Genomic DNA, 23,124 nt, shown 5'->3' with positions numbered 1-23,124 from the left:
GCTAGCGCGAGCGTCTCGCTCGAACTGGGATGATTATGTTTCAATCGTTCTAAATGTTAGGTTAATACGTGGAGCCTGTACTTTTTTGGTTGGTGGCAGTCTGTGCAGCCAATGCAACTGCGTTGTTCCTTTCATAATCAATAAGCTTCCATGCTCCAAGGTTAGCGAAAACGTTTCCTTGGTTTCTTTATGCTTAAACATAAACTTGCGAGCAGCGCCAATACTAACTGAGGCTATGGCAGCATTCTTTTTTAAATCTTTTTCGGCATCGCTGTGCCAACCCATTCCTTCTTCGCCTGTATGGTAAAGATTGAGCAAGCAGCTGTTAAAGGTTTCGCCAGATATTGCTTCTATTTTTTGCTTTAGCTCACGTAATTCTGGAGTCCATAAATGCGCTTTTCTTGTTAGCTTGGAGTAGGTATATTCAAACTCCCGATCGCCATACCACGCTACTTGGCGTTTAGTGACAATTTTTTTTCCAAAAATCATTACTTCGTCGTTTTTCCATTGTATGCTGTTGCGAAAAGTTTCAAAATAACCAATGGCGTCTTCTTCTGAAAAAACTTTTCCGAAGTAATTTACTACTCCATCTCGGGGTAAAAGGTTTCGATTTTTGTCTATTTCAACATCAAATAGTTTCATAATTAATAAAGCTACTATTTTCTAAAGTAATAGCGGACTGTCAGTAGGCGAAATAGGAGAACTTCCTTAAAATTCTAAATTAGGCTTTGTAATTTGGCCGTGTTAAAGCTTAAAATACATTATCTTAGTTGTAAATTTCAACATTAACTACCAAATAAAAACTTAACTATGAGTACTTTATTAATTCTAGTGGGAATAATCGCGGTATTAGGCTTTGTTCTCGTCGGCATTTTTAACCGTTTTGTCAAAAACAAAAACATGGTAAAGGATGCTTGGAGCAATATTGACGTGGCTTTAAAACGTAGATACGACCTAATTCCCAACCTTGTGGAAACTGTTAAAGGATATGCCGAACATGAAAAAACAACATTAGAAAATGTTATTCAAGCCAGAAATGCTGCAATGGCAGTACCTTCTGATGAAATTAATGCCCAAATAAAGGCCGAAAACCAATTGCAGCAAACCTTACGAAGCATTTTTGCATTAAGCGAGGCATATCCAGATTTAAAGGCAAATGCCAGTTTCTTAGATTTGCAGCAAAAACTCGATGAAATTGAAATAAACCTAGAGCGGAGTCGTCGTTATTACAATGGCACTGTTCGCGAAAACAATACCTATGGTGAGAGTTTTCCCGGTGTTGTATTTGCTGGAATGTTCAATTATCAACACTTTGATTATTTTGAAGCTGCCGAAGCAGAGCGCGAAAACGTTAAGGTGAGTTTTGAATAAGTTCAAAAAACTAAAAACTGTTTACTCGTTATAACCCTTGATAACTGGTGCACATTTAGACTACTACCAATGCTTATTAAAAATTTTATAGGCGAAAGCTTAACATATCATCTTTATAGAAGTTTACTGCTGTTGCTCTTTGGGCTGCTGTTTTTTGTGAAGGGTTTTAGCCAGGGGTTTGAGGTAAGCCATGCCAGTGTTGATATTTATATAAGTGCCGAAGGTTATTTTGATGTAGTGGAAAATTACGACCTTAATTTTACCACCGCAAAACATGGAATTTATAGAAATATACAAACCAAATACGATCTTTTAACGGCCGAAGGAAACCAAGAAAAGCGGAAGATTAAAATTAGGAAAATTAAGGTGCCGGGGCATAAATTTAAGTCAGATCCAGATTTTGTTCAAAAAATAAATGATAAGCTTCAAATAAAAATAGGCGATAAGAACAAAAAAATCATTGGGCCACAGCACTATGAAATAAAGTATAGGGTTTATAATGCTTTTCTTTTTGAAGCGGAACAAATTCACTTCTATTGGAACATAAAACCATCTGGTTGGAATGCTTTTTTCCAAGAACTCGACTTTACAATCCATCCTCCGGAGAATATTGACGTAGGTTTAGATAATTTCTTTGTGTATGCAGGTGAAACGGGTGACTCCAATGAAAGTGAATCATTTAATATAAGTTACACCAATGGTAGTTTTACGGCTACGAGTAAGACCGATTTTTTATCGGTTCCGGGGGAGAGCGTTACGGTTTTACTAAAGCTTCCTCCAAATTCCATTGAAGAAATAAAGCCGTTGTGGCCTTTTTGGACAGATTATGGATGGACTTTGCTGTTAGCTGGGTTAATTTTTAGTTTTTATAGGCTTTGGAAGAAATACGGAAAGGATGATGAGGTGGTTGCCGCCATAAGTTACTTTCCACCAAACGGCGTAGATCCTGCAATGGCAGGTTTTTTAATTGATGATAGCGGCGATACCGAAGATCTTATTTCGCTTATTCCATACTGGGGCTCACGCGGAATTATTAAAATGGAAGAAATTCCGAAAAAAGGATGGTTTGGAAAAAGCGATACCAAGCTAATTCAATTGCGGCCACTTCCGGTGGGTACGCCAGATTATGAACAAAAAATATATGATGGCCTTTTTGGCAGTAGCCCTGAAGCTGGAGAAAACGAGGTGTTAATCAGTAGTTTAAAAAATTCATTTTATACAAAAATGAGTTCGGCAAAGTCGCTTTTAACCCAAAAGGCACAGGTGTATTATGATCCTACCGCCAAAAAAGCGAAGACGTGGAGCATTGTTGGCGTTATATTTTTCGCCATATTATTGTTTCTTCTCTTTCTTTTTGTCTGGGGAATTTTTGCGGCTATTGCCGTAATCCCTGTTGCTATTTTCCTATTGTTTATGACGGCGTTTATGGTTAAGAAAAATGCCAAAGGCAATAAAATGCTATCTGAATTAAAAGGATTTAAACAATTTATAAAAGTAGCCGAAGAAAATAAGTTGAGAATGCTCTTGAAGGATAGCCCTACTTATTTTGAAACGACCATGGGCTATGCCTTAGCTTTTGGATTGTTTAGTCAATGGGCTAAGAAATTTGAGGCGCTCAATCTTCAGCCTCCCAGTTGGTACTCCTCTACAGCTGGAGTAATGTCTATGAATAACTTTTCTAATTCGTTTGCAGATACAATGTCTTCGGCAAAATCTACAATGGTAAGTTCGCCTTCCAGTAGTTCTTCCGGTGGCGGTGGATCCTCGGGCGGTGGCTTTGGTGGTGGCGGTGGCGGGAGCTGGTAGGCTGTTATTGCATTTTAGCAATGAGATCAATCAGTATTCAGTATGCAGTGGTCAGTATGCAGTGGTCAGTATTCAGTGGTCAGTATTCAGTATGCAGTATTCAGTATGCAGTATCCAGTATGCAGTGGTCAGTATGCAGTGGTCAGTATTCAGTACGCAGTATTCAGTATGCAGTATTCAGTATGCAGTAGTCAGTACGTAGTAATTAGTACGCAGTGGTCAGAAAGTAGTATTTGTAGAACCAGGTCTCGATACAAATTTGAATTTGCTATTGCTACTTCTATTCACTCATCTTCCTTATTTGGTTTACTGTGTTGGTTTTTTTAACAAGAAAAATTACTCACTTCCCCAAGCTGGTCCTGGCGTCGCTGTTTCTTGAGAAAGGTCAAAATTTACAGTAAAAAGTCGGTCGCTACCAATTCTGCGTAAGTTATAGGTCATGGAGGTGCCATCAATGGTAAACCACCAAACGTTGGTAGAGGCCGCAGGTATCAGGTTACTGGTATGTTGGTCTGCCGGAAAAAACTGAATGTTTGCCATCCCAGTATTGGAGCTAAGTCCGCCGTATTGGGTAACTGCTTCTTCTGAGCCATCTTTATTGCGATGGTCGTGTTTTAGGAGTATTCGGTTGTCAGCCTGTAAGCTGAGTACCCAGGTTCTCGATTTATCTTCCCCAACAAAAAACGGAATACGGATGGTTTTTTCTTTACAACTGCTAACGTGCATTACCAGTTTTTTGCCCATAAACCCATCGCCTTGCTTTCCTCCAGCGGTTATCGTGCCTTCATAAGCCTTACCGCAATGAGTTTTTAATGCATCCCAAAATTCAACAGATGCGGGTTTATCCTGAGCAAATAGATATAAAGGGAGCAATGTGAACAGTAAAACAAGTTGTTTCATTTTAAGCGGTTTTTAGTTATAGTTAATCGTTCGGGCAATATACGGATTAATACTTCACATAAACCTACCTTAAAACTTATCGGTCTTTTTTTAGTGTTTTTACGTTTAAATATTATTTTTTCGTGAGAGCTGATGCTTCCTATAAATCACGTTTTTTCAGCACTGCATAGGCCCAGTAAAGGAATAGCGCCGTCCAGGCTAAGACAATAAAGATGTTTAATGGGGTTACGCTATAGTCTTTTGTGAAGCTTTCGCCCAGTTGGGTTGCGGCAGACTGTATTGCGCCCAAACGGCTCATAGGTTCTTTAATAAGGTTAGCCATGGCGTTCAGCGGAAAGAACTGCGAAACCGAATCGGCAATTTCAGTGTCTTTAAAAAGCTGCCATTTCATTAACCCGTAAAGCAACCATTCAACAATCTGTATAACAATTAAAAAACCTAAGGCAAAGGCGGAACGTTTCACTAAAACTCCGAGAAAAAGACAGAGTGAAAAAAAGGCTACCAGTTTAATAAAATAAGCGCCTATGTATTCCAATCCGCTTAGAACGATTCCTATTTCATTATAATCTGAAAAACGAAGCCCTAAGATCAAGCTAACGATAAATACAAAAACGGTTGATACTACTGAAAAGAGAAGGACCGTAATAAATTTTGAAAGCAGAAACTCCTTTTTACTCAGGCCGTCAATAAGGTTTTGTTTCAGTGTTCTGTAACTGTACTCATTGCTTATCATTGAAACAATAACAATCGCGAGAAACAATTTTAAAATTGCTGCCATATAGGTGTTAAAATGCCAAATAAATGGGAAGTTGAAAATTCCCTGATCGGCTACGCGAAAGTGGAAATTGCCAAAGTTGAATTCAATAGAGGCAATAAGCGCGATAAAAGTGATTAAGACGAAATAGATAATAGAAATAACCTTGGCCGCACGATTGTAGCGCAGTTTTTGAAGTTCTATGTTTAATAATCTGAGCATGCGGTTAGTTTTGTGCGGTGAGTTCTAAAAATTGTTCTTCAAGACTTTCTTTGCGTTTTACAAGATGCGAAAGGGCAATACCTTTCTCAAAAAGGAGCTTGTTCACTTCGGAAGCATCCAAAGCTTCATTTAAGTAAACAACCAAATATTCCCCTTCGTGCTTTACTTTTCCAAAAGCGGGATTCCCTTCCAGTGCATTTTTAAGTTGCTCTATGTCGTTGCTCTGCATGGTAAGAAAACCGTGGTTGGCATTCATAGCATCTACACTGCCCGAGTAAAGACTTACTCCTTTCCGAAGGATAACAACATGGGTGCAGACCTTTTCAACTTCATCTAACAAGTGTGAGGCTAACAAGATCGTGGTGCCTTGGGAAGCAATAGTTTTTATAATTTCCCTAATTTGATGGATTCCCTGCGGATCAAGTCCGTTTGTAGGTTCGTCCAGGATCAATATTTCAGGATCGTTTAGTAAAGCCGAAGCAATTGCCAAACGCTGTTTCATTCCCAATGAAAAGGTGCTAAACTTACTGTTTTTACGGTCTAAAAGCCCTACAAGCTCTAGTTTTTCAGAAATCTTTTCTTCCGAAACCTCTTTTATCTTACAAACCAAACGTAGGTTTTGGATGGCTGTCATATACGGGTAAAAGTTTGGCCGCTCAATAATAGCTCCCACCTTTTTTAAAGCGTTATGGGTTGAGGTGTTGCCATCAAACCAGGCAAAGCTGCCAGATGTTTTATTAACAACGTTTAGCACGATGCCTAAGGTTGTACTTTTTCCACTTCCGTTGGGGCCGAGAATGCCGTAAACATTCCCTTTTTCAATAGTAAAAGAAAGGTTGTCAACGGCGGTAAGACTTCCAAATTTCTTGGTGAGGTTGCTAATGCTTAGAATATGTTCCACAAAATAGGTTTTGGTCTCGAGCTTTCGAGAGGATTGTTTGTATGACGAATGTACTAATGAATTGTTACATTTTATGGTACTAGGTTGAATATAGTGGGTAGATTAATTTTTACAATAATAAAATTATGTCTAACTGTTAAAATTGAATCATGTAAATATAATTGTTCATTTTTTTTCATTGCCAAAAAAAACGAACCAAAAAAAGACTAGGCTTAGCAAAACTTTACTAAAAATTTCCCTCGTTGCGGCGCAAACTAAAGGCTCACATTTGTTCTTTCAAAATAGTTGCTATTTTAATATCGCTAATATTAAAATTATATGAGCGGCTGGCGCTAGTTTGCTTAACCCTTCACTCACATCATTTTTTACGTAAACTTTTACTAGGCCAAAACAGCACTTATAAAATTTTGATCGTTGAAAAAAATTACCACTTGAAACAACATAGAACCCATTTTATTAATTCTGAATTCAGAACTCAGAATTGATTAACTTTGCACCTCATTTTAAAAATAAAAAAATGCAAGACGGAATTTACGCAAAAATAACGACAGAAAAAGGGGAAATCCTTATAAAGCTTACTTACAAAAAAACGCCAGGGACGGTGGGGAACTTTGTAGCCCTAGCCGAAGGTAATTTAGAAAACGCAGCAAAGCCACAAGGTACCCCTTATTACGATGGGTTGAAGTTTCACCGAGTAATTCCAGACTTTATGATTCAAGGTGGAGACCCTAACGGGACTGGTTCTGGCGGACCAGGATATAGTTTTGAAGATGAGTTTCATCCAGAGCTCCGTCACGATACACCAGGAGTACTTTCTATGGCTAATTCTGGTCCTGCGAGCAACGGAAGCCAGTTTTTTATAACCCATGTTGCAACCCCGTGGTTAGATGATAAGCACAGTATTTTCGGGAATGTGGTAGAAGGTCAAGATGTTGTTGATAGCGTTGCTCAGGGCGATACCATGCAAAAGGTTGAGATAATTCGTGTTGGCGATGATGCAAAAAACTGGAATGCTATAGAAGCCTTTAGAGGTTTTACCGGAGAAAGAGAAAAACGACTTGCTAAATTGAAAAAACAGCAAGAAGACGAAATAAAGAAAGTTTCTGAAGGCTTTGATCGTACCGACAGCGGACTTCTTTATAAAATGATTGTCAATGGAACGGGAAAAAAGGCCGAAAAAGGAAAAACGGTTTCAGTTCATTACAAAGGAATGTTGACGGATGGTTCTGAGTTTGATTCTTCGTACAAAAGAAAAAAACCAATTGATTTTCCATTGGGGAAAGGCCATGTTATTGAAGGCTGGGATGAAGGAATTCAACTGTTACAGGTTGGCGATAAGGCGCGGTTTGTAATACCTGCACATCTTGCTTATGGAGACCGAGGTGCTGGCGGGGTTATTCCTCCAGGCGCAACCTTGATTTTTGATGTAGAATTAATGGACGTTAAATAGGCAACGAGTTATAGACGCAAGTAGTATTTGACAGATAAATACAACCCCAAAAGGTTTTTGAACTTTTTGGGGTTTGTTGTTTAGAGTAGGGGGGAGTAGGTTAGGGAGCGATATTTATTTTTTCCGGCCAACGAAATGCTCCATTGTTTTATAAATTCCCAATACGTTACCAGCAAACCAATCAAATGCATTTTAGAGAATATTGCCTGACTCAGTCTGGTAAACCTGTAGATATAACCAGGGATTGTAACCATTCTTTTATTTTTCTCAATGGCTTTTACAATAGTGAGTGCTGCGGCTTCTGGTTTGAGAATAGGAAGTTTCGATTTTACGCCATCAAACATTCCGGTGTTAATGTAATACGGCATTATTGTAGTAACACTTATGTTTTTATCCAATTGTTTCATTTCTAAACGCAGACTGTCAGACCAACCGATTAATGCCCATTTACTCGATGCGTAAACCGACATTTTAGGGTTTGAAATTAACCCTCCCGAAGAAGCGATATTGCAGATATGCCCAGAATTTTGATTTAACATATCTCCCAAAAATTCCCTGGTAATATACATTGGCCCAATGGCGTTAATTTCCATTGTTCTTGAAATGTCTGTTGTTGTATGTTCATTAAAAAACTCACCTACAACAATACCGGCATTATTTATCAAGACATCAACAACACCTATTTCCCGTTTTACGCTTTTGGCAGTTTCTGCTACTTGTTCAGTATTCGATATGTCTATTTTGAAGCCAAAAAGAGTTTTGTTGCTTGAAAACTCGGATATGGTTTGATTAATGTTTTCTTGGCTAATATCCCATATTATCACCTTGGCATGGCGTTCTAGCATTAAACCAACCATGATTTTGCCAATACCGGAACCTCCTCCAGTTATTAATACCGTTTTTCCTTTTAGATTTTTCATTATTGTTTGCTCGTCAGTAGATTGTGCTCGCGATTAGAAAAATGTCAAAACTGTCGCTATTCAAAAATAGTTTTGACTCAAAGCCTTAACCAGTTTCTCTTGGTCATCTTTCCACGCTGCCTCAATAATTTTGCAGTTTTGGTAGCTGCTTCTTTGAGATAAATTAGTGGGAAAACAAGCCTTTTCAGCCAAGGTAAAAATTACTCTTTCCATTTAATATTGCAACCAATACTCGGTTTTTGATCTTTTCGCTGGGGATTGTTGTTTAGGATGTTGTCCATAGCTTCCCGCAGGTCACGACCGTTTACTGGTATTCCGTTTCCGGGGCGAGAATTGTCCAATTGTCCGCGATATACCAACTTTAAGGCATCGTCAAACAAATAAAAATCTGGCGTACATGCAGCTCTATATGCTTTTGCGGTTTCCTGTGTTTCATCGTATAAATAAGGAAAGGGATAGTCTAGTTTTCTTGCAGTTTCCCACATTTTTATAGGAGAATCCTGTGGGTATTTTATAACATCATTACTGTTTATTGCAACAAAACCAAATCCGGTTACCCTGTAGTCATTACAAAGACGAACGAGCTCCTCATTTACGTGCTTTACAAACGGACAATGGTTGCAAATAAAAAACACCACAGTGCCTTTGCTACCGCGAATATCCTTTAATGATACAGGATTGTTGGTTACAACATCTAGTAATTTAAAATCGGGAGCTTTTGTGCCCAAAGGAAGCATATTTGATTCGGTATTCGCCATTTTAATTGGTTTCTGATTATATTTTAAAATTAGTCTTGTCCGACTAAGATATAAGACCGCTGCGCTGCAAGACATAAGACTTGCTTTTTAATAGATTGAAAACTAGATAAAATTGATTAAACATACTTTTTAATTGATAAATTTTGATGCTAAGTATAATAGCATGCTGTCATTAAATAAAAAATATTCTAATTGCCTAATATCTGTGACTCAACAAATTTTCTCACTCTTTTAATCGGACACTAATGTTTTAAAAATTAAAAAACTACTCCTTATAATCGGGTAACTTTGTCAATTCCATTTATTTTTTTGATGTTATCCACTAAGTTATTTAGAATCGTCTTATTCTTTACAATAACAATTATCTTTCCGGTGAAAATTCCGTCATTACTTTCAAAATGAACACTTTTCATATCTATATGCAGGTTGCTTGAAACCACTTTTGTAACCTCGTTAACCAGACCTATGGTGTCAATTCCGCTAATGGTGAGGTTTGCTTTAAAGTCACGTTGGGTGGAATCAATCCACTTTGCTGGCATGATACGGTAGCTGTAATTGCTTTGAAGCTGTAATGCATTTGGGCAATTTGCTTTATGCACCTTAATACCCTCGTTTACGGTAACAAAACCAAAAACATCGTCTCCCGGAATAGGGTTACAGCAGTTTGCCATTTTATAGTCCAGTTTGTCTTCGTTTTTACCAAAGACTAATTGATCGTATTTTTCAGTTATCTCCTCTTTGTGAACATCCTCCGGCTTTTCGGGTTTACGAATTCTATTTTTAAAGAAGCTGATAAAGGCATTGCTTCTGGAGGCGGCAAAATCTTTTAGCTTTTGGTTATCAATAATCCCTGCACCCACGCGATAGTATAGATCTAGACTGGTTTTCACTTTAAAGAAAACTACCAGTTGATTTATAGTTGTCTCGTCCAGATTTATTTTTAAGGACTTTAATTTTCGGGTCAATATCACCTTTCCTTCTTCGGCAAGTTGTTTTTTCTCGTCTTTTAAGGAAGATTTTATTTTAGATCGCGCTCTTCCGCTAGTTGCATAGTTTAACCAGTTAGCTGTTGGTTTGGCGTTTTCTGAAGTTATTATCTCTACTTGATCGCCACTTTTAAGCTCAAAACTTAAAGGAACCAACTTTCCATTCACTTTAGTGCCGCGGGTATGCATCCCAATTTCAGTATGAATGTGAAATGCAAAATCCAGAGCCGTGGCTCCTTTGGGAAGCGAGAACAAATCGCCTTTGGGTGTAAAAACAAAAATTTCTTTTGCGTAAAGATTAAGCTTGAACTCCTCTACAAAATCTACCGCGCTTATTTCAGAATTTTCCAGTGTATCCTGAAGCTTGTTTAACCAGCTTTCAAGTCCGCCGTCATCTTTTTCATTATTTTTATATTTATAATGCGCCGCAAATCCTTTTTCGGCAATTTCATTCATACGTTCGCTCCTAATTTGGACCTCTACCCAACGCCCTTTTGGCCCCATGACGGTAATGTGCAAGGCTTCATACCCTGTAGATTTTGGGGACGAAATCCAATCGCGCAGACGAATAGGGTTTGGCCGGAAGTGATCGGTTACGATAGAATAAATTTTCCAGGCGAGAAATTTTTCGTTTTCGGGTTTACTTTGGTAGATAATCCGAACGGCAAACTTGTCGTACACTTCGTCAAAGCTAACGTTTTGGGCAAGCATTTTCCGGTGTATGGAAAATATTGATTTTGGACGGCCTTTTATTTCGTATTCCAAAGCTTCCGCATCCAAAGAATCTTTTATCACTTTGTTAAATGAATCAATATAAGCGTCTTGTTCTTCCTTACTCTCCTTAATTCGGCTTAAAATATTAGCATAAACTTCTGGGTCGGTAAACTTAAGCCCGAGATCCTCAAGCTCACTTTTAATATTGTATAGCCCAATTCTATGGGCTAGGGGCGCATAGATGTAAAGGGTTTCTGAAGCAATTTTTCGCTGTTTATGAACCGGCATAGAGTCCATGGTCTGCATATTGTGAAGCCGATCTGCAATTTTAATAATGATTACCCGGATATCTTCGTTTAGGGTAAGAAGCATTTTCCGGAAATTTTCCGCTTGCATAGATACATCTTCAGAAACAGCAATATGCGCAATCTTCGTTAGCCCATCTACAATGCGGGCTACAACCTTGCCAAATAAGCGTTCAATGTCGTCTAGGGTATAATCGGTATCCTCAACCACATCGTGCAAAAGTGCCGCGGCAATGCTTGTGGCGTCTAGACCAATCTCTGCAGCAACAATTTTTGCAACCGCAACTGGATGAAAAATATAAGCTTCACCACTCTTTCGGCGTTGATCTTTATGGGCATCAACGGCAAGGTCAAAAGCGCTGCGAATCAGCTTTTTATCTTCCTTGCTAAGGGTGCGATAACTGATTTTTAGCAACTGCTTGTATTGCTTGGCGAGTTCTTTATTTTCTTTTTCTAAGGCGGCTTCTGTCATAAATCTAAAAGTATTGAAAAGTAATTAAATGGGCAAGGGGAAATGAAAACGAAATCGAAATCGAAAATGAAAATGAAAACGAATTTAAGGCTATAACGTAATTATGGTATTCATTTTAAATTTCTGATGCCTTCATAAACCACAATACTTACGGCATTTGCTAAGTTTAAGCTTCGAATGTGGGTGCTGTAGATAGGGATGGTGTAAAGCAAATCTGCGTTTTCTCTTACAATGTTTTCAGGTAATCCAACCGATTCTTTTCCGAAAATCAGGAACATATTGTCTTGGTAATCGATAGCGCAATAATCTTGGGTGCCGTGACTTGAAAAATACACAAAATTTCCATCCTTATTCTTTGCGTAAAAATCTTCAATACTTTCATAGATAAAAAGAGAAATGTGCTTCCAATAATCTAATCCTGCTCTCTTTAGTCTAGCATCGGTGATTTCGAAACCAAATGGTTTTATCAGATGTAAATTTGAGCCGGACGCTAAGCTTAATCGGCCAATATTTCCAGTGTTCGTAGGTATTTCTGGTTCGAATAGTACAATGTTAAATGCCATTTTTTATATCGCTTTTAAAAAATTCATACACTTTAAAATTGGTTTCTGTTGTAGGGTTTTGTGAAAATTAGTTGTTTTTAAATAGTCGTATCCGACTAATGCATAAGACGTAAGACTTGCTTTTTAATAGATTGGAAACTAGATAAAATTGATTAAACATACTTTTTAATTGATAAATTTTGATGCTAAGTATGATAGCATGCTGTCATTAAATAAAAAATATTCTAATTGCCTATTATCTGTGACTCAACAAATTTTCTCACTCTTTTAATCGGACACTAATGTAATCTATTGTAATACGCTACTTGAGCAGTAGTGTTTATGCTAGCTTACGAAATATAATTCCAAATATTACCATATTTCACAAGTTGCGCATACGTATTTTTAATAGGCGTGTTTTCTTCGGAAGTAAGATTTGGATCGGCTTTTAACACCTGCATTGCATAGCTTCGTGCAATTTTTAATACTTCGCTATCCTTTACAATATCAGCAATGCGGAGGTTTAGTACACCGCTTTGCTGGGTGCCCATCATATCGCCAGGACCACGGAGTTTTAAATCTACTTCGGCAATTTCAAACCCGTCGCTAGTTTTTACCATGGTTTGTAATCGGGTTTTGGCATCGGCAGAAAGTTTATGACCTGTCATTAAAATACAGTAACTCTGTTCGGCACCACGACCAACCCGACCCCGTAGCTGATGAAGTTGTGATAAGCCAAAACGTTCTGCGCTTTCAATAATCATCACACTGGCATTTGGCACATTTACACCAACTTCAATAACGGTTGTTGCAACCATAATCTGTGTTTCGCCCTTTACAAAACGGTTCATTTCATAATCTTTATCAGCCGATTTCATTTGCCCATGAACGATAGAAATTTGATATTCTGGCATCGGAAATTCACGCGCAATACTTTCATAACCGTCCATTAAATCTTTGTAATCCATCGTTTCGCTTTCCTGGATTAACGGGTACACAACATATACCTGCCGGCCCTTAGCAATTTCGTCTTTTATAAAGCGAAAAACTTTGAGTCTATTGGCATCATAACGATGCACAGTTTTAATGCCTTTTCTTCCCGGCGGGAGCTCGTCAATTACACTAATATCCAGATCGCCATAAATACTCATGGCAAGGGTTCGGGGTATCGGGGTGGCCGTCATAACAAGAATGTGTGGTGGAATGGTCCCTCCAACCTCTCCAGCAGGGAGGCTTTTCAAAGTAGTTTCAATTGTTTTTAAGGCAGCATCGATGTTCCCAATTATTTCTTCATTTGTAAACCGTAATACTTTAAACCTTAGTTCTTTTAAAATCTGGGTTCTTAGTTCAGCCGCTTCCTTATGTTGCGGATGGTTGTGATATCCTCCATCCACTTCAATTACCAGCCTTTTTTCAAGACAGACAAAATCGACAATAAATTCATCTATAGTATGTTGTCTTCTAAACTTATAGCCAAGGTTCATGCTGCTAAGACTTTCCCATAAAATTGTTTCTGCCTGGGTTGGTTGGTTGTTGTTTTCTAACTTAAGCTCTTTTAGTAGTTTATAAGCAGATGGCTTAGCTGTCATATATTTTTTGCGCAAACGGGCGGCTTCCTCCCTTAAGGAGGATTGAGGTGGGCTTTTATGCCATAGTTTACTTCGTTGTTCTACTCCAAAACGGTGTTGTTCATCTACAATTGCAAGCCCTAAATTCTTAAATTTTACCTTGTCCTCAAGTAGGGCGTGGGTACCAACTAAGATGTCTAAATCACCGTTTTCTAGTTTTTCGTGAATTTCTTTTCGTTTTGAAGTCTTTGTTGAACCTGTGAGTTTTTCAATACTGGTATTCAGGTTTTTACATAGATCACTTAGTCCAGTGTAGTGCTGGGCTGCCAAAATTTCAGTTGGAGCGATTAAACAGGCTTGAAATCCGTTGTCAAGTGCTATTAACATTGCCATGAGCGCAACTATGGTTTTTCCGGAGCCCACATCGCCTTGTAAAAGTCGGTTCATTTGGGCATTACTTCCCATATCACTGCGAATTTCCTTGATAACTCGTTTCTGTGCATTAGTTAATTCGAAGGGTAAATGGTCTGAATAAAAGCTGTTAAAATTTGTTCCAATTTTATCAAAACTATAGCCTTTAATCTTCGACTTATGAAGCAGGTTTTTACGAATTAATTGCACCTGGATATAGAACAGTTCCTCAAACTTTAATCGGTACTGTGCACGTGCCAAATGCGCTTGACTTTTCGGAAAATGAACATTGAGAAGTGCCTCTTTTTTTGAGACTAGTTTTAGCTGTTCTAAAATGGGTTGAGAAAGCGTTTCGGTAAAAGCATTTTTACTCGTAATAAATAGGTGTTGCATCAAGGTATTTATAACCCTATTTGTAATGCCGCTGTTTCCTAGTTTTTCGGTTGAAGGGTAAACTGGTTGCATAGCCGAACGGATACTTTTTTCATGGGCTTCAACCAATTCCATTTCGGGATGGGGCATTGAAAAATTGCCGTTAAAAAAGTTTGTTTTTCCAAATATTACATAGGGCGCATTGATCTTTATACTGTCACGAACCCATTTAATTCCACGAAACCAAACTAGTTCCATTTGTCCTGTTTCATCTCTAAAGGTTGCCACCAATCGCTTGCCGCGTTTTTGCTCAACGGTTTTAACATGGGTAATTTTTCCAACAATTTGAACCTCAGCATTGGTTTGTTGTAGTTGCGCAATTTTGTAATATTGTGTACGGTCTAGATATCTGTTCGGGAATAGATTCAGTAAATCCTGAAACGTATGGATTCCAAGTTCTTTTTTTAGCAAATTTGCCCGATTGGGGCCAACGCCTTTCAGATAATCGATAGGGGTTTGCAAGAAATTGGCATTCATGGATCAACTTTGTTTTTTTCAGGATAAAAATACGAGCTAGACTTTTTTACCGCGTAAAAGATATTTTATATTATAATTTTTGCTAATTTAAACATTTCATGGCTTGAAATACTAATCTTAAATCTAATTAATACCCGAATGGGATAGATTGGTTTGGCACGCCTTTATTTTCTAACTTTAATAAACCTACCAAATGAAAAACTTTTACTTTTTATTATCCTTGGCACTATTAGTCTCTTTTTCGACTATGGCACAAAGTCTTACCGAACCTGAGATTACTACTAGATTAACCGAAGACTATCCCATAGAAATGCCTCAATTAAAGGCATATCCTATTTATATGAATGCCAGTGTTGACAGCCCCGATGTTATGGCAGAGGTGATTATTAACATTGACGGTACTGATCATGATGCCGTTGCAGACGAGGGCTTTTACTACCACTTATGGACACCCGATAGCTATGGCGAACATGAAATAACAATGACTGCAAGAACACAAAATGGCGACGAAACGACCATAACTAGAAACGTTGAGGTTACAAGTTCAGCTTCTTCTCAGGTGGTTAGAAGTCTGGAGGATGTTGTAATTGAATTTACAGGCGAAAACAATCGTTGGTATTATGGTACCCATACGTTTCCGCAGTTTGTAGGCGCATACAACCAAATGGATGCTTTACTAGATGTAGCCTGCCCAAGCATTCCCGGAGCTTGTGACGATTGGGACCGTTGGGCGTTTATAGACGTAAAAGCCCCTGATGGTAACTGGGTGCAATTGATTCGTTATATTACTCCTTATGGCGTAGCTTGTAACCATGAGCTTGATATCACCGATTATATGTCATTACTTCAGGGTGAAGTTGAGCTTCGGGTTTTTATTGATACATGGGGAACAGGTGGCTGGCAGCTTACCTTAGACACTAATTATACCGCCGGAGCACCACAATATGCATACAGCAGTGTGGTAGAAGTTTGGGACGATGGTTATCCATTTGGTGATATGGCAAACTTAGAGCCTGTTGAAACATTTAATGTTGAAATTCCGGAAGGCGTACAAGCTTCACATTTGCGAGTTTCAAATACAGGGCATAACTGGGGGTCATTAAACTCTGGGAATGCTGCAGAATTTTATAACGCAACGCACTATATTGACGTAAATGGAACCGAAGCTTTTACACAGAATTTGTGGAACCAATGTAATCCAAACCCCGATAATTGTACGGGACAGCAGGGTACTTGGCAATATAATAGAGCAGGATGGTGCCCAGGTGCTATTGCGCCACCAAGTATTTATGACCTTACGGCTTATACTGGCTCTACTATAGACCTCGATTACAGATTCCACCCTAGCTACCGCGATTATTGCCACCCAAATAACCCAGATTGTGTTACTGGGCAAACTTGTGCCGACTGTAACGACGGTTCAAACCCAGTTTATTATGTTGATACCCACATTATCAACATGAGCAATAACCCTATGGTTTACGGGAATACGCTCGGGATTGAGCACATAGATAACACCCAGGTTTACGATCTTAGTGTTTATCCGAACCCTTCAAAAGGCGTTTTCCAGATAAAAACTACATTTCCTGATGCAACATCTAGAATGACCATTAATACCGTTGAAGGGAAATCGGTAAAGTCATATTACTTTGAATCTGCTTCTGAGTTGAACGATTACTCTTTTGATGTTTCAAACCTTCAAAATGGCGTTTACTTTATCAACATTGAAAATTCATACGGAACTGGCGTAAAAAGAATTATTTTAGAGTAGAAAAACCTACGACAAGCATTCTAAAAAGGTTATTTTTGAATATCAAGAATAACCTTTTTTTATGCTTTATTTTTTGAGACGCAAGCTAAATAGTGAGTTCCGTAGTACTTCGGCAATATTTATTTTCATCTTTATTTTAGGAATTGTTTGTACCGAAAAACTATCGGCACAACAAACCCATTTGGTCAACTTTTTAAAAATTGAAGCTACTGTTGAACCAAATGCTACAAAAAAGGAAGTGAAAGCTCACTTTATAGGCACATTTCAGGTTTTAAAAGATACCGACTCAATATTTATGGATGCGGTAAATATTTCTCCGGAAGCAATAAAATCCAAAAAATTCAAAATAACGGCTAATGATAAAAAGCTGTGGTTAATTGGTGATTTTGAAAAGGGAAAAACCTACCAAGCTAATTTTCAATATCGAACTAAACCAAAGCAAACCTTATATTTCTTCGGAAATCAGATCTGGACGCAGGGACAGGGAAAATATACTTCGCATTGGTTGCCGAGTATTGACGATGTAAATGATAAAATTGAATTTGATTTAACGATAATCGCTGCTTTGGAAAAAACAGTTATTTCAAATGGAGAGTTGTCAAGTATTGAGAATAAAAATAATAAAAATCACTGGCACTTCAATATGGAGCAGCCCATGTCCAGTTACCTAGTGGCCTTTGCTATTGGCGATTTCGATAAAAAGGAATTGATTTCAAATTCAGGTATCCCCATTCAGTTGTATTATAAAACTTCCGATTCAACAAATGCTGAACCTACTTATCGCTATAGCAAACAGATTTTCGACTTTTTGGAAACTGAAATCGGAGTTCCGTATCCGTGGCAGAATTACAAACAAGTACCCGTTCGCGATTTTTTATACGCGGGAATGGAAAACACCACTGCCACCTTTTTTTCCGAAGCCTTTATGGTTGATACTACAGGTTTTAATGATAGAAACTATATAAACGTCAATGCCCATGAGCTGGCCCATCAATGGTTTGGAAATTTAATAACCGAAAAAACTAATGAAGATCATTGGCTTCAAGAAGGGTTTGCTACGTATTATGCCTTGTTGGCGGAGCGTGAGATTTTTGGCGATGACTATTACTATTGGCAGTTGTACCAAACCGCTGAGCAACTAAAGGCGGCGAGCGATGCGGGTAAAGGCGAATCGCTTTTAAATGCGAAAGCCAGCTCACTTACATTTTATCAAAAAGGCGCTTGGGCACTGCATATTTTACGGGAGCAAATAGGGGATGAGGCCTTTAAAACTGCGATTAAAAACTACTTGGAAAAGTATAAATTTCAAAATGTTTCGAATACAGATTTTTTAAATGAAGTGCGTGCCATTTCTGAAGTTGATATCTCGAAATTTGAAAAAGATTGGCTACACCAAAGTGCTTTTAAAGCAGAAGAAGCCTATCAATCTTTGTTGAAATCTTCGTTTATTCATAATTACTTTGAGATTTCTGCGCTTCGGGCTACTGCTATGGCCGATAAGAAGCATCAGCTAAAAACAGCACTTACGTTCCCGAATGATTTTATAGGGCAGGAAGCGATTTATCAACTAACAGGAGCGCCTATTTCAGAAACACTTCAACTTTACAAAAAGGCTTTTGAAAGCAATAACCTTTATGTTCGTCAGGTTATGGCACTTTCATTGGAAACCATTCCGAAGACGCTTCAAAAGGAGTATGAAACCTTACTCAATGATGAATCGTACGTAACGATGGAAGCTGCATTGTATCAGCTCGCTATGCAATTTCCTGAAAAGCGAAGTCAATACCTAGACAAAACAATTGGGATTGATGGGTTTCAGAATAAAAATATTCGTCAGTTATGGTTAGTTTTAGCATTGATTACTGAAGATTATAAAGATGCTAAAAAATATAATTTCTTAAATGAATTAAAAAACTATACGTCAACGCAGTACAGTTTTGAAGTCCGTCAAAAAGCCTTTGAGTATGTGGCCCAGCTTAATTTATGGGACGCTGAGACGTTAAAGAATTTAGTTGAAGCCTGTGTGCATCCTACTTGGCGGTTTGCAAAAGCATCAAAAGCCTTGTTGAAAAATGTACTTCGGGAAAAGGAAAATCGGGAACAGGTAAAGGCTTTGGAGAATGAGGTATCAGAAAAGGCTTTAAATTATTTAAATACAATTGTGAATTAATGAGGGCATTGGTAATATCTGGCGGAGGAAGTAAAGGTGCTTTTGCAGGGGGAGTGGCCCAGTATTTAATGCAAGAGCTTTCTCAGAATTACGATATTTTCGTAGGTACATCTACGGGCAGTTTACTGATTTCGCATCTAGCACTACATGAAATTCAAAAAATAAAAGAGGCTTTTACCTCCGTAAACCAAAAAAGCATTTTCAACAGCTGTCCGTTTGTAGTAAAGCGGGATAATCTTGGCGGAAAACAAATTGGAATAAACCACCTTACGGTAGTCAAGAATTTTTTAAAAGGCAAAAAGACTTTTGGAGAAAGTAAAAACCTTCGGAAGCTTATAGGAAAAACATTTACCGAGGCAGAATTTAACACCCTTAAAGCTTCAAATAAAGAAGTGGTAGTAACGGTCTCCAACCTTTCATTAAACCAAGTAGAGTACAAATCTGTTAATGACTTTGAATATAATGACTTTCTAGATTGGATCTGGATTTCATCTAACTTCACGCCTTTTATGAGTCTAGTTAAAAAAGACGGATGCGAATATGCCGACGGTGGATTTGGCAGTATGGTACCTATTGAAGAGGCCATAAACCGAGGGGCAACAACGGTAGATGTTATTGTTTTGGAAACAGAGGTTACGTATTACAACCGGTTGCCTTCAAAAAATGTATTTTCCTTGCTTACCAGCATGCATCGCTATATGGCAGACCGGATAGAAAAACAGAACATTCGCATTGGAAAATTTGTAGCTTCCAATAAAGACGTCATTATTAACCTTTATTATACCCCAACGGTATTAACGACCAATTCATTGATTTTTGATAAAGAAATGATGGGCATCTGGTGGGAACGCGGTTATGAATATGCACATCAAAAAAATGAAGAGCTAAACGAAATTCGAACCAAAGTTGATTGAGTTTTCTGTATTTGCCACTACTGTGGGCAAAAAAAGAGGGTTTTAAACCCTTGAATTAGGGGAAATCTCCTTATCTTCTTCAGTATTTTCCCTTTGTTTTTATGAGAAGCAATGCTACGTGTTTGATTATCATTTGTAATGGCTTATCTTCACATTTGGTGGCAAAAAGCAGAATTTCTCACCTGCTTTGTGACTTTCTGAACGGTAGCTATCTTTTCAATCTTAAAACCATTATTTATGAAAACTAAAGTTATTACGCCTTTGTTTGTATTGATTTTTATTAGCTTGACGCTTATTAGTTGTCAAGAAACAATTTATAACCCTGACCCTGGCCCTAGCTCCGTAAAACCCCCAAAGGAAATAATTAGCGTAGCGCAAGCTGCAGCGATGCATAAAAGTTATAGTTTGCGGCGTGTGCCCATTATTAAAAAGTATGAAGACAGTATTGCTTCTGACACTTCTGCGTTTACACCCACACGTTATGCCGAATACGATTTGGAAACCATTAAGCAGTATGTTGCCTACGTAGAGTATATGGCCAAGCAAGCTAAAGTAGATGTAAAAACCTTGCGGTTTTATCTTTCAAATTATCCGAATAGCGAAAAATTTGAGAATGGAGAAAAAGTGAAGTACCCAAGGCGAAACAGCCTTTTTGTGCTTCCTACTATGGAATATAAGGGTAAAAATCATGGTTTTTCAATAGAAGAAGTTAATGGAAAATACACAGCCGTTCCAATAAATAGGAGGGCAAATAATAAAAACAATCTAAATAAAACACAGAATGATTCAATTGGGCGAGTGAGCGAAGCTGGTTTTTTTGTTTCAGGAAATGCGGCGGTACAGGAAGGAGAAACCTCAAGTTTAATTTTGAATGACGGGCAAATAATGCCACCGCCGCCTATTGATGATTTCGATATTTATAATGAAAACTAATGGTTCTTGGAGTTAGCACTAACAATTTTGGAAAATACCTTTATGCCATTGTATTTGGTTGTATTTGCGGTATCTATATATAAGTTTCCACTTTATAAACACTCCGCTTTAAAGTACATACCAGTTATTTTACTTTTAACTGTTTTAACAGAATTTGTCGGAAGCTATATAAAAAATGTTTATAAGGGTATTCCATCAAATGTAATTATATACAATGTATATTACCTATTTTACTTTTCATTTTTTCTATATGTTTTTTCAAAAATTATTGAAAACAAAAAGTTTAAGAACTATATAAAGGTATTTATCGGGGTTTTTTGGCTTTTTTATTTAGGTGACTTGTTTTTAACCGATATTACAAGAGAGTCTTTCGTTCGGTCGTATATTGTTGGAGCAGGGGGATTGGTTTTAAGTATCATTTTATATTACATAAGCATTTTGCAATCGTCCTTGGTACTTATAGTTAAAAACGAACTTTTATTTTGGGTAAGTGTTGGATTGTTTTTGTTTTACGTTGGGTATATACCTATTAAAATAATGAAAAGTTGGTTTTATCAGCACGACAATTTTTTTGAGCTGTTGCTAATTATTCAATTCTCCCTAATAATTGTAATGTATGTGTTTTTTCTGATAGGTTTTCTATGGATGAAAAAGAGATAATAATAATAACCGCTATTACAATTCCAGTAACGCTGGTCATAATTCTTATTGTTTTATTTAGTGCTTTCAGTAGAAGAAAGAATAAATTTTTGCAAGATCGAGAAAAAGCAAAAAAGGCCTATGATCGCGAGTTGGCTCAATCACAAATAGAAATACGAGAACAAACACTTCGAAATATAAGTTGGGAACTACACGATAATATTGGGCAGTTGATGACCCTAGCCAAGATGCAAGCACAGATGTCAATTGAAAAGCCAGATATGATACCTGAGGTTTCCGAAACTATTGGTTTAGGATTAAAAGAATTACGAGCATTATCTAAGTTGATAAATCCGGAAGCGCTTAAGAGCCATGGCCTTGTGGGTGCAGTGAAGATGGAAATTGAAAGGTTTAATCGCCTTAAGTTTATTGCAGCTCACCTAGAAATTATCGGAAACATAAAGCCTATAGATGATAACACCGAAACAATCCTCTTTAGGATATTGCAGGAGTTTTTTTCTAATACCATAAAACATTCAAAAGCGCTGTCTTTAAACGTCGCCATTGATTATCAAGAAGACTACCTGCTTATTACGGCCGAAGATGACGGTATAGGCTTTGATAGAAGTAGCGAATTTTTAGGAATAGGGTTATCAAATATGAAATCGCGTGCAGCCTTAATAAATGCTGCCTTAGAATTGCACGCAGCAAAAGGAGAAGGCACCTCCTTATATCTAAAATATGAATTTGCTAAAAAAGATGCGTATTAGGGGCTTTAGTGGCCGATTAAATTAATTAAAAATTAAAGCAACTATTTGATAGTGAGTTGTTGAGGTTATTTTGTTAAATTATATTATTCTGTTGCGTTCACAATTAGAATCTAATGAAAAAGAGTTATATTTAATCAAAATAACCTAATTATCAATCTATTAGAGGTCTGGTTTTACGTCTTCTGTCTTTTAGTATGCTTGTGCCGCGAAAGCCTTAGGGGAGGAGGGAGCTGTAGTTGATGAGTTTGCCAAGGCAACTAACATCTTGATCGGACACGGCTAATTAAAAATGATAATCAATGGACTATTCTATTGTTATTGTAGATGATCATATTCTATTGTCCCAAGCCCTTGGCGAACTAGTTCAGGGATTTGAAAAATTTAACGTCCCCTATTTATGTGCAAATGGTGCCGAGCTTTTGGCTAAACTCAAGGAAAGCGATAATAACATTCCAGATCTGGTATTGATGGATATTAAAATGCCTGTTTTAAATGGAATAGAAACTACAGAAAAACTCAAAAGGGATTATCCGGCTATAAATGTCCTTGCTCTTTCTATAGAAGAAGATGAGTACACCATTTTAAAAATGTTGCGTGCTGGTGCCAAAGGTTATTTGTTGAAAGACACTAAGAAAGACGTCTTAGAAAAAGCGCTTTTAGAAGTAATGACGAATGGGCATTATTATACTAATACTGTTTCAAAAATACTGATGGATTCTATAGGGAAAAACGTAAATACCGAAATAAAGGAAAGGGAGCTAGAGTTTATAAAATTGGCCTGTACCGATAAGAATTATAAAGAAATAGCAAAAGCTATGTTTTGTAGTTATAAGACCGTTGAGGGATATCGGGATTCACTATATAAAAAACTGGATTTAAGAAATAGAATAGGACTTATGCTTTTTGCAATCCAGCACAATTTGTTTAAACCCTAAAGG

17 protein-coding genes and 1 pseudogene are annotated in these 23,124 nt (G+C 37.6%); 9 read left to right on the top strand and 9 right to left on the bottom strand.

Annotation, left to right across the window (positions count from 1 at the left end):
* Positions 1–33: 33 nt before the first annotated feature.
* A complete protein-coding gene (locus tag QPK98_RS12585) occupies positions 34–642 on the bottom strand; it encodes an alpha-ketoglutarate-dependent dioxygenase AlkB family protein (RefSeq protein WP_310993814.1) in 609 nt (202 codons plus the stop codon).
* A gap of 168 nt (positions 643–810) precedes the next feature.
* Here QPK98_RS12585 and QPK98_RS12580 point away from each other — a divergent pair, with 168 nt between their 5' ends.
* Positions 811–1,371 (top strand): LemA family protein, encoded by a 561-nt coding sequence (locus tag QPK98_RS12580; RefSeq protein ID WP_310993813.1) that lies wholly within the window; start codon positions 811–813, stop codon positions 1,369–1,371.
* Between the two features lie 69 nt (positions 1,372–1,440).
* Positions 1,441–3,177, top strand: coding sequence for a DUF2207 domain-containing protein (locus QPK98_RS12575; RefSeq protein WP_310993812.1), 1,737 nt, complete (start codon positions 1,441–1,443; stop codon positions 3,175–3,177).
* Positions 3,178–3,513: 336 nt separating this feature from the next.
* On the opposite strand, the gene QPK98_RS12570 is transcribed toward QPK98_RS12575, so the two are convergent.
* The 3 genes from QPK98_RS12570 to QPK98_RS12560 form a co-directional block, all read right to left on the bottom strand.
* Positions 3,514–4,077: a hypothetical protein gene (locus tag QPK98_RS12570; protein WP_310993811.1), complete on the bottom strand. Its 564-nt coding sequence runs from the start codon at positions 4,075–4,077 to the stop codon at positions 3,514–3,516.
* Between the two features lie 139 nt (positions 4,078–4,216).
* Positions 4,217–5,053, bottom strand: a complete 837-nt coding sequence (locus QPK98_RS12565) for an ABC transporter permease (protein WP_310993810.1) — start codon at positions 5,051–5,053, stop codon at positions 4,217–4,219.
* A 4-nt stretch (positions 5,054–5,057) separates the two neighbouring features.
* Positions 5,058–5,954, bottom strand: a complete 897-nt coding sequence (locus QPK98_RS12560) for an ABC transporter ATP-binding protein (RefSeq protein ID WP_310993809.1) — start codon at positions 5,952–5,954, stop codon at positions 5,058–5,060.
* 517 nt (positions 5,955–6,471) lie between these two features.
* Here QPK98_RS12560 and QPK98_RS12555 point away from each other — a divergent pair.
* Positions 6,472–7,404 (top strand): peptidylprolyl isomerase, encoded by a 933-nt coding sequence (locus tag QPK98_RS12555; protein WP_310993808.1) that lies wholly within the window; start codon positions 6,472–6,474, stop codon positions 7,402–7,404.
* 114 nt (positions 7,405–7,518) lie between these two features.
* Here the strand turns inward: QPK98_RS12555 and QPK98_RS12550 are convergent.
* The 5 genes and pseudogenes from QPK98_RS12550 to QPK98_RS12530 form a co-directional block, all read right to left on the bottom strand.
* A pseudogene (locus QPK98_RS12550) lies at positions 7,519–8,324 on the bottom strand (SDR family oxidoreductase).
* A gap of 200 nt (positions 8,325–8,524) precedes the next feature.
* Positions 8,525–9,082 carry a thioredoxin family protein gene (locus tag QPK98_RS12545; protein WP_310993807.1) on the bottom strand — a complete coding sequence of 186 codons (558 nt, stop codon included), beginning with the start codon at positions 9,080–9,082 and terminating at the stop codon, positions 8,525–8,527.
* 272 nt (positions 9,083–9,354) lie between these two features.
* Positions 9,355–11,559, bottom strand: a complete 2,205-nt coding sequence (locus QPK98_RS12540; protein ID WP_310993806.1) for a RelA/SpoT family protein — start codon at positions 11,557–11,559, stop codon at positions 9,355–9,357.
* A gap of 110 nt (positions 11,560–11,669) precedes the next feature.
* Positions 11,670–12,122, bottom strand: a complete 453-nt coding sequence (locus QPK98_RS12535) for a tRNA (cytidine(34)-2'-O)-methyltransferase (RefSeq protein ID WP_310993805.1) — start codon at positions 12,120–12,122, stop codon at positions 11,670–11,672.
* 329 nt (positions 12,123–12,451) lie between these two features.
* Positions 12,452–14,989 carry a DUF559 domain-containing protein gene (locus tag QPK98_RS12530; protein ID WP_310993804.1) on the bottom strand — a complete coding sequence of 846 codons (2,538 nt, stop codon included), beginning with the start codon at positions 14,987–14,989 and terminating at the stop codon, positions 12,452–12,454.
* A 193-nt stretch (positions 14,990–15,182) separates the two neighbouring features.
* On the opposite strand from QPK98_RS12530, the gene QPK98_RS12525 reads away from it, so the two are divergent.
* The 6 genes from QPK98_RS12525 to QPK98_RS12500 all read left to right on the top strand — a co-directional run bounded on the left by QPK98_RS12525 (position 15,183) and on the right by QPK98_RS12500 (position 23,121).
* Positions 15,183–16,760: a T9SS type A sorting domain-containing protein gene (locus QPK98_RS12525; RefSeq protein WP_310993803.1), complete on the top strand. Its 1,578-nt coding sequence runs from the start codon at positions 15,183–15,185 to the stop codon at positions 16,758–16,760.
* Positions 16,761–16,821: 61 nt separating this feature from the next.
* Positions 16,822–18,930, top strand: a complete 2,109-nt coding sequence (locus tag QPK98_RS12520) for a M1 family metallopeptidase (RefSeq protein WP_310993802.1) — start codon at positions 16,822–16,824, stop codon at positions 18,928–18,930.
* Positions 18,930–19,844: a patatin-like phospholipase family protein gene (locus QPK98_RS12515; RefSeq protein WP_310993801.1), complete on the top strand. Its 915-nt coding sequence runs from the start codon at positions 18,930–18,932 to the stop codon at positions 19,842–19,844. The genes QPK98_RS12520 and QPK98_RS12515 overlap by 1 nt, the downstream gene beginning before the upstream one ends.
* 237 nt (positions 19,845–20,081) lie before the next feature.
* Complete coding sequence (locus tag QPK98_RS12510; RefSeq protein ID WP_310993800.1) at positions 20,082–20,777, top strand: hypothetical protein; 696 nt, start codon at positions 20,082–20,084, stop codon at positions 20,775–20,777.
* Positions 20,778–21,526: 749 nt separating this feature from the next.
* Positions 21,527–22,186 carry a sensor histidine kinase gene (locus tag QPK98_RS12505; RefSeq protein WP_310993799.1) on the top strand — a complete coding sequence of 220 codons (660 nt, stop codon included), beginning with the start codon at positions 21,527–21,529 and terminating at the stop codon, positions 22,184–22,186.
* A gap of 299 nt (positions 22,187–22,485) precedes the next feature.
* Positions 22,486–23,121, top strand: coding sequence for a response regulator transcription factor (locus QPK98_RS12500; protein WP_310993798.1), 636 nt, complete (start codon positions 22,486–22,488; stop codon positions 23,119–23,121).
* Positions 23,122–23,124: the final 3 nt, after the last annotated feature.

Source organism: Aequorivita marina (assembly GCF_031631895.2).
Lineage (GTDB): Bacteria > Bacteroidota > Bacteroidia > Flavobacteriales > Flavobacteriaceae > Aequorivita > Aequorivita marina.
The sequence above is the reverse complement of the archived record's forward strand: the minus strand, read 5'-3'. Positions and strand labels throughout refer to the sequence as shown.

Bases quoted from the DNA above. Each gene is read 5' to 3' on its own strand.
- QPK98_RS12545 (WP_310993807.1), bottom strand. From the start codon at position 9,082: ATGGCGAATACCGAATCAAATATGCTTCCTTTGGGCACAAAAGCTCCC.
- QPK98_RS12525 (WP_310993803.1), top strand. From the start codon at position 15,183: ATGAAAAACTTTTACTTTTTATTATCCTTGGCACTATTAGTCTCTTTT.
- QPK98_RS12570 (WP_310993811.1), bottom strand. From the start codon at position 4,077: ATGAAACAACTTGTTTTACTGTTCACATTGCTCCCTTTATATCTATTT.
- QPK98_RS12575 (WP_310993812.1), top strand. From the start codon at position 1,441: ATGCTTATTAAAAATTTTATAGGCGAAAGCTTAACATATCATCTTTAT.
- QPK98_RS12520 (WP_310993802.1), top strand. From the start codon at position 16,822: ATGCTTTATTTTTTGAGACGCAAGCTAAATAGTGAGTTCCGTAGTACT.
- QPK98_RS12585 (WP_310993814.1), bottom strand. From the start codon at position 642: ATGAAACTATTTGATGTTGAAATAGACAAAAATCGAAACCTTTTACCC.
- QPK98_RS12555 (WP_310993808.1), top strand. From the start codon at position 6,472: ATGCAAGACGGAATTTACGCAAAAATAACGACAGAAAAAGGGGAAATC.
- QPK98_RS12530 (WP_310993804.1), bottom strand. From the start codon at position 14,989: ATGAATGCCAATTTCTTGCAAACCCCTATCGATTATCTGAAAGGCGTT.
- QPK98_RS12565 (WP_310993810.1), bottom strand. From the start codon at position 5,053: ATGCTCAGATTATTAAACATAGAACTTCAAAAACTGCGCTACAATCGT.
- QPK98_RS12510 (WP_310993800.1), top strand. From the start codon at position 20,082: ATGAAAACTAAAGTTATTACGCCTTTGTTTGTATTGATTTTTATTAGC.
- QPK98_RS12535 (WP_310993805.1), bottom strand. From the start codon at position 12,122: ATGGCATTTAACATTGTACTATTCGAACCAGAAATACCTACGAACACT.
- QPK98_RS12515 (WP_310993801.1), top strand. From the start codon at position 18,930: ATGAGGGCATTGGTAATATCTGGCGGAGGAAGTAAAGGTGCTTTTGCA.
- QPK98_RS12540 (WP_310993806.1), bottom strand. From the start codon at position 11,559: ATGACAGAAGCCGCCTTAGAAAAAGAAAATAAAGAACTCGCCAAGCAA.
- QPK98_RS12580 (WP_310993813.1), top strand. From the start codon at position 811: ATGAGTACTTTATTAATTCTAGTGGGAATAATCGCGGTATTAGGCTTT.
- QPK98_RS12500 (WP_310993798.1), top strand. From the start codon at position 22,486: ATGGACTATTCTATTGTTATTGTAGATGATCATATTCTATTGTCCCAA.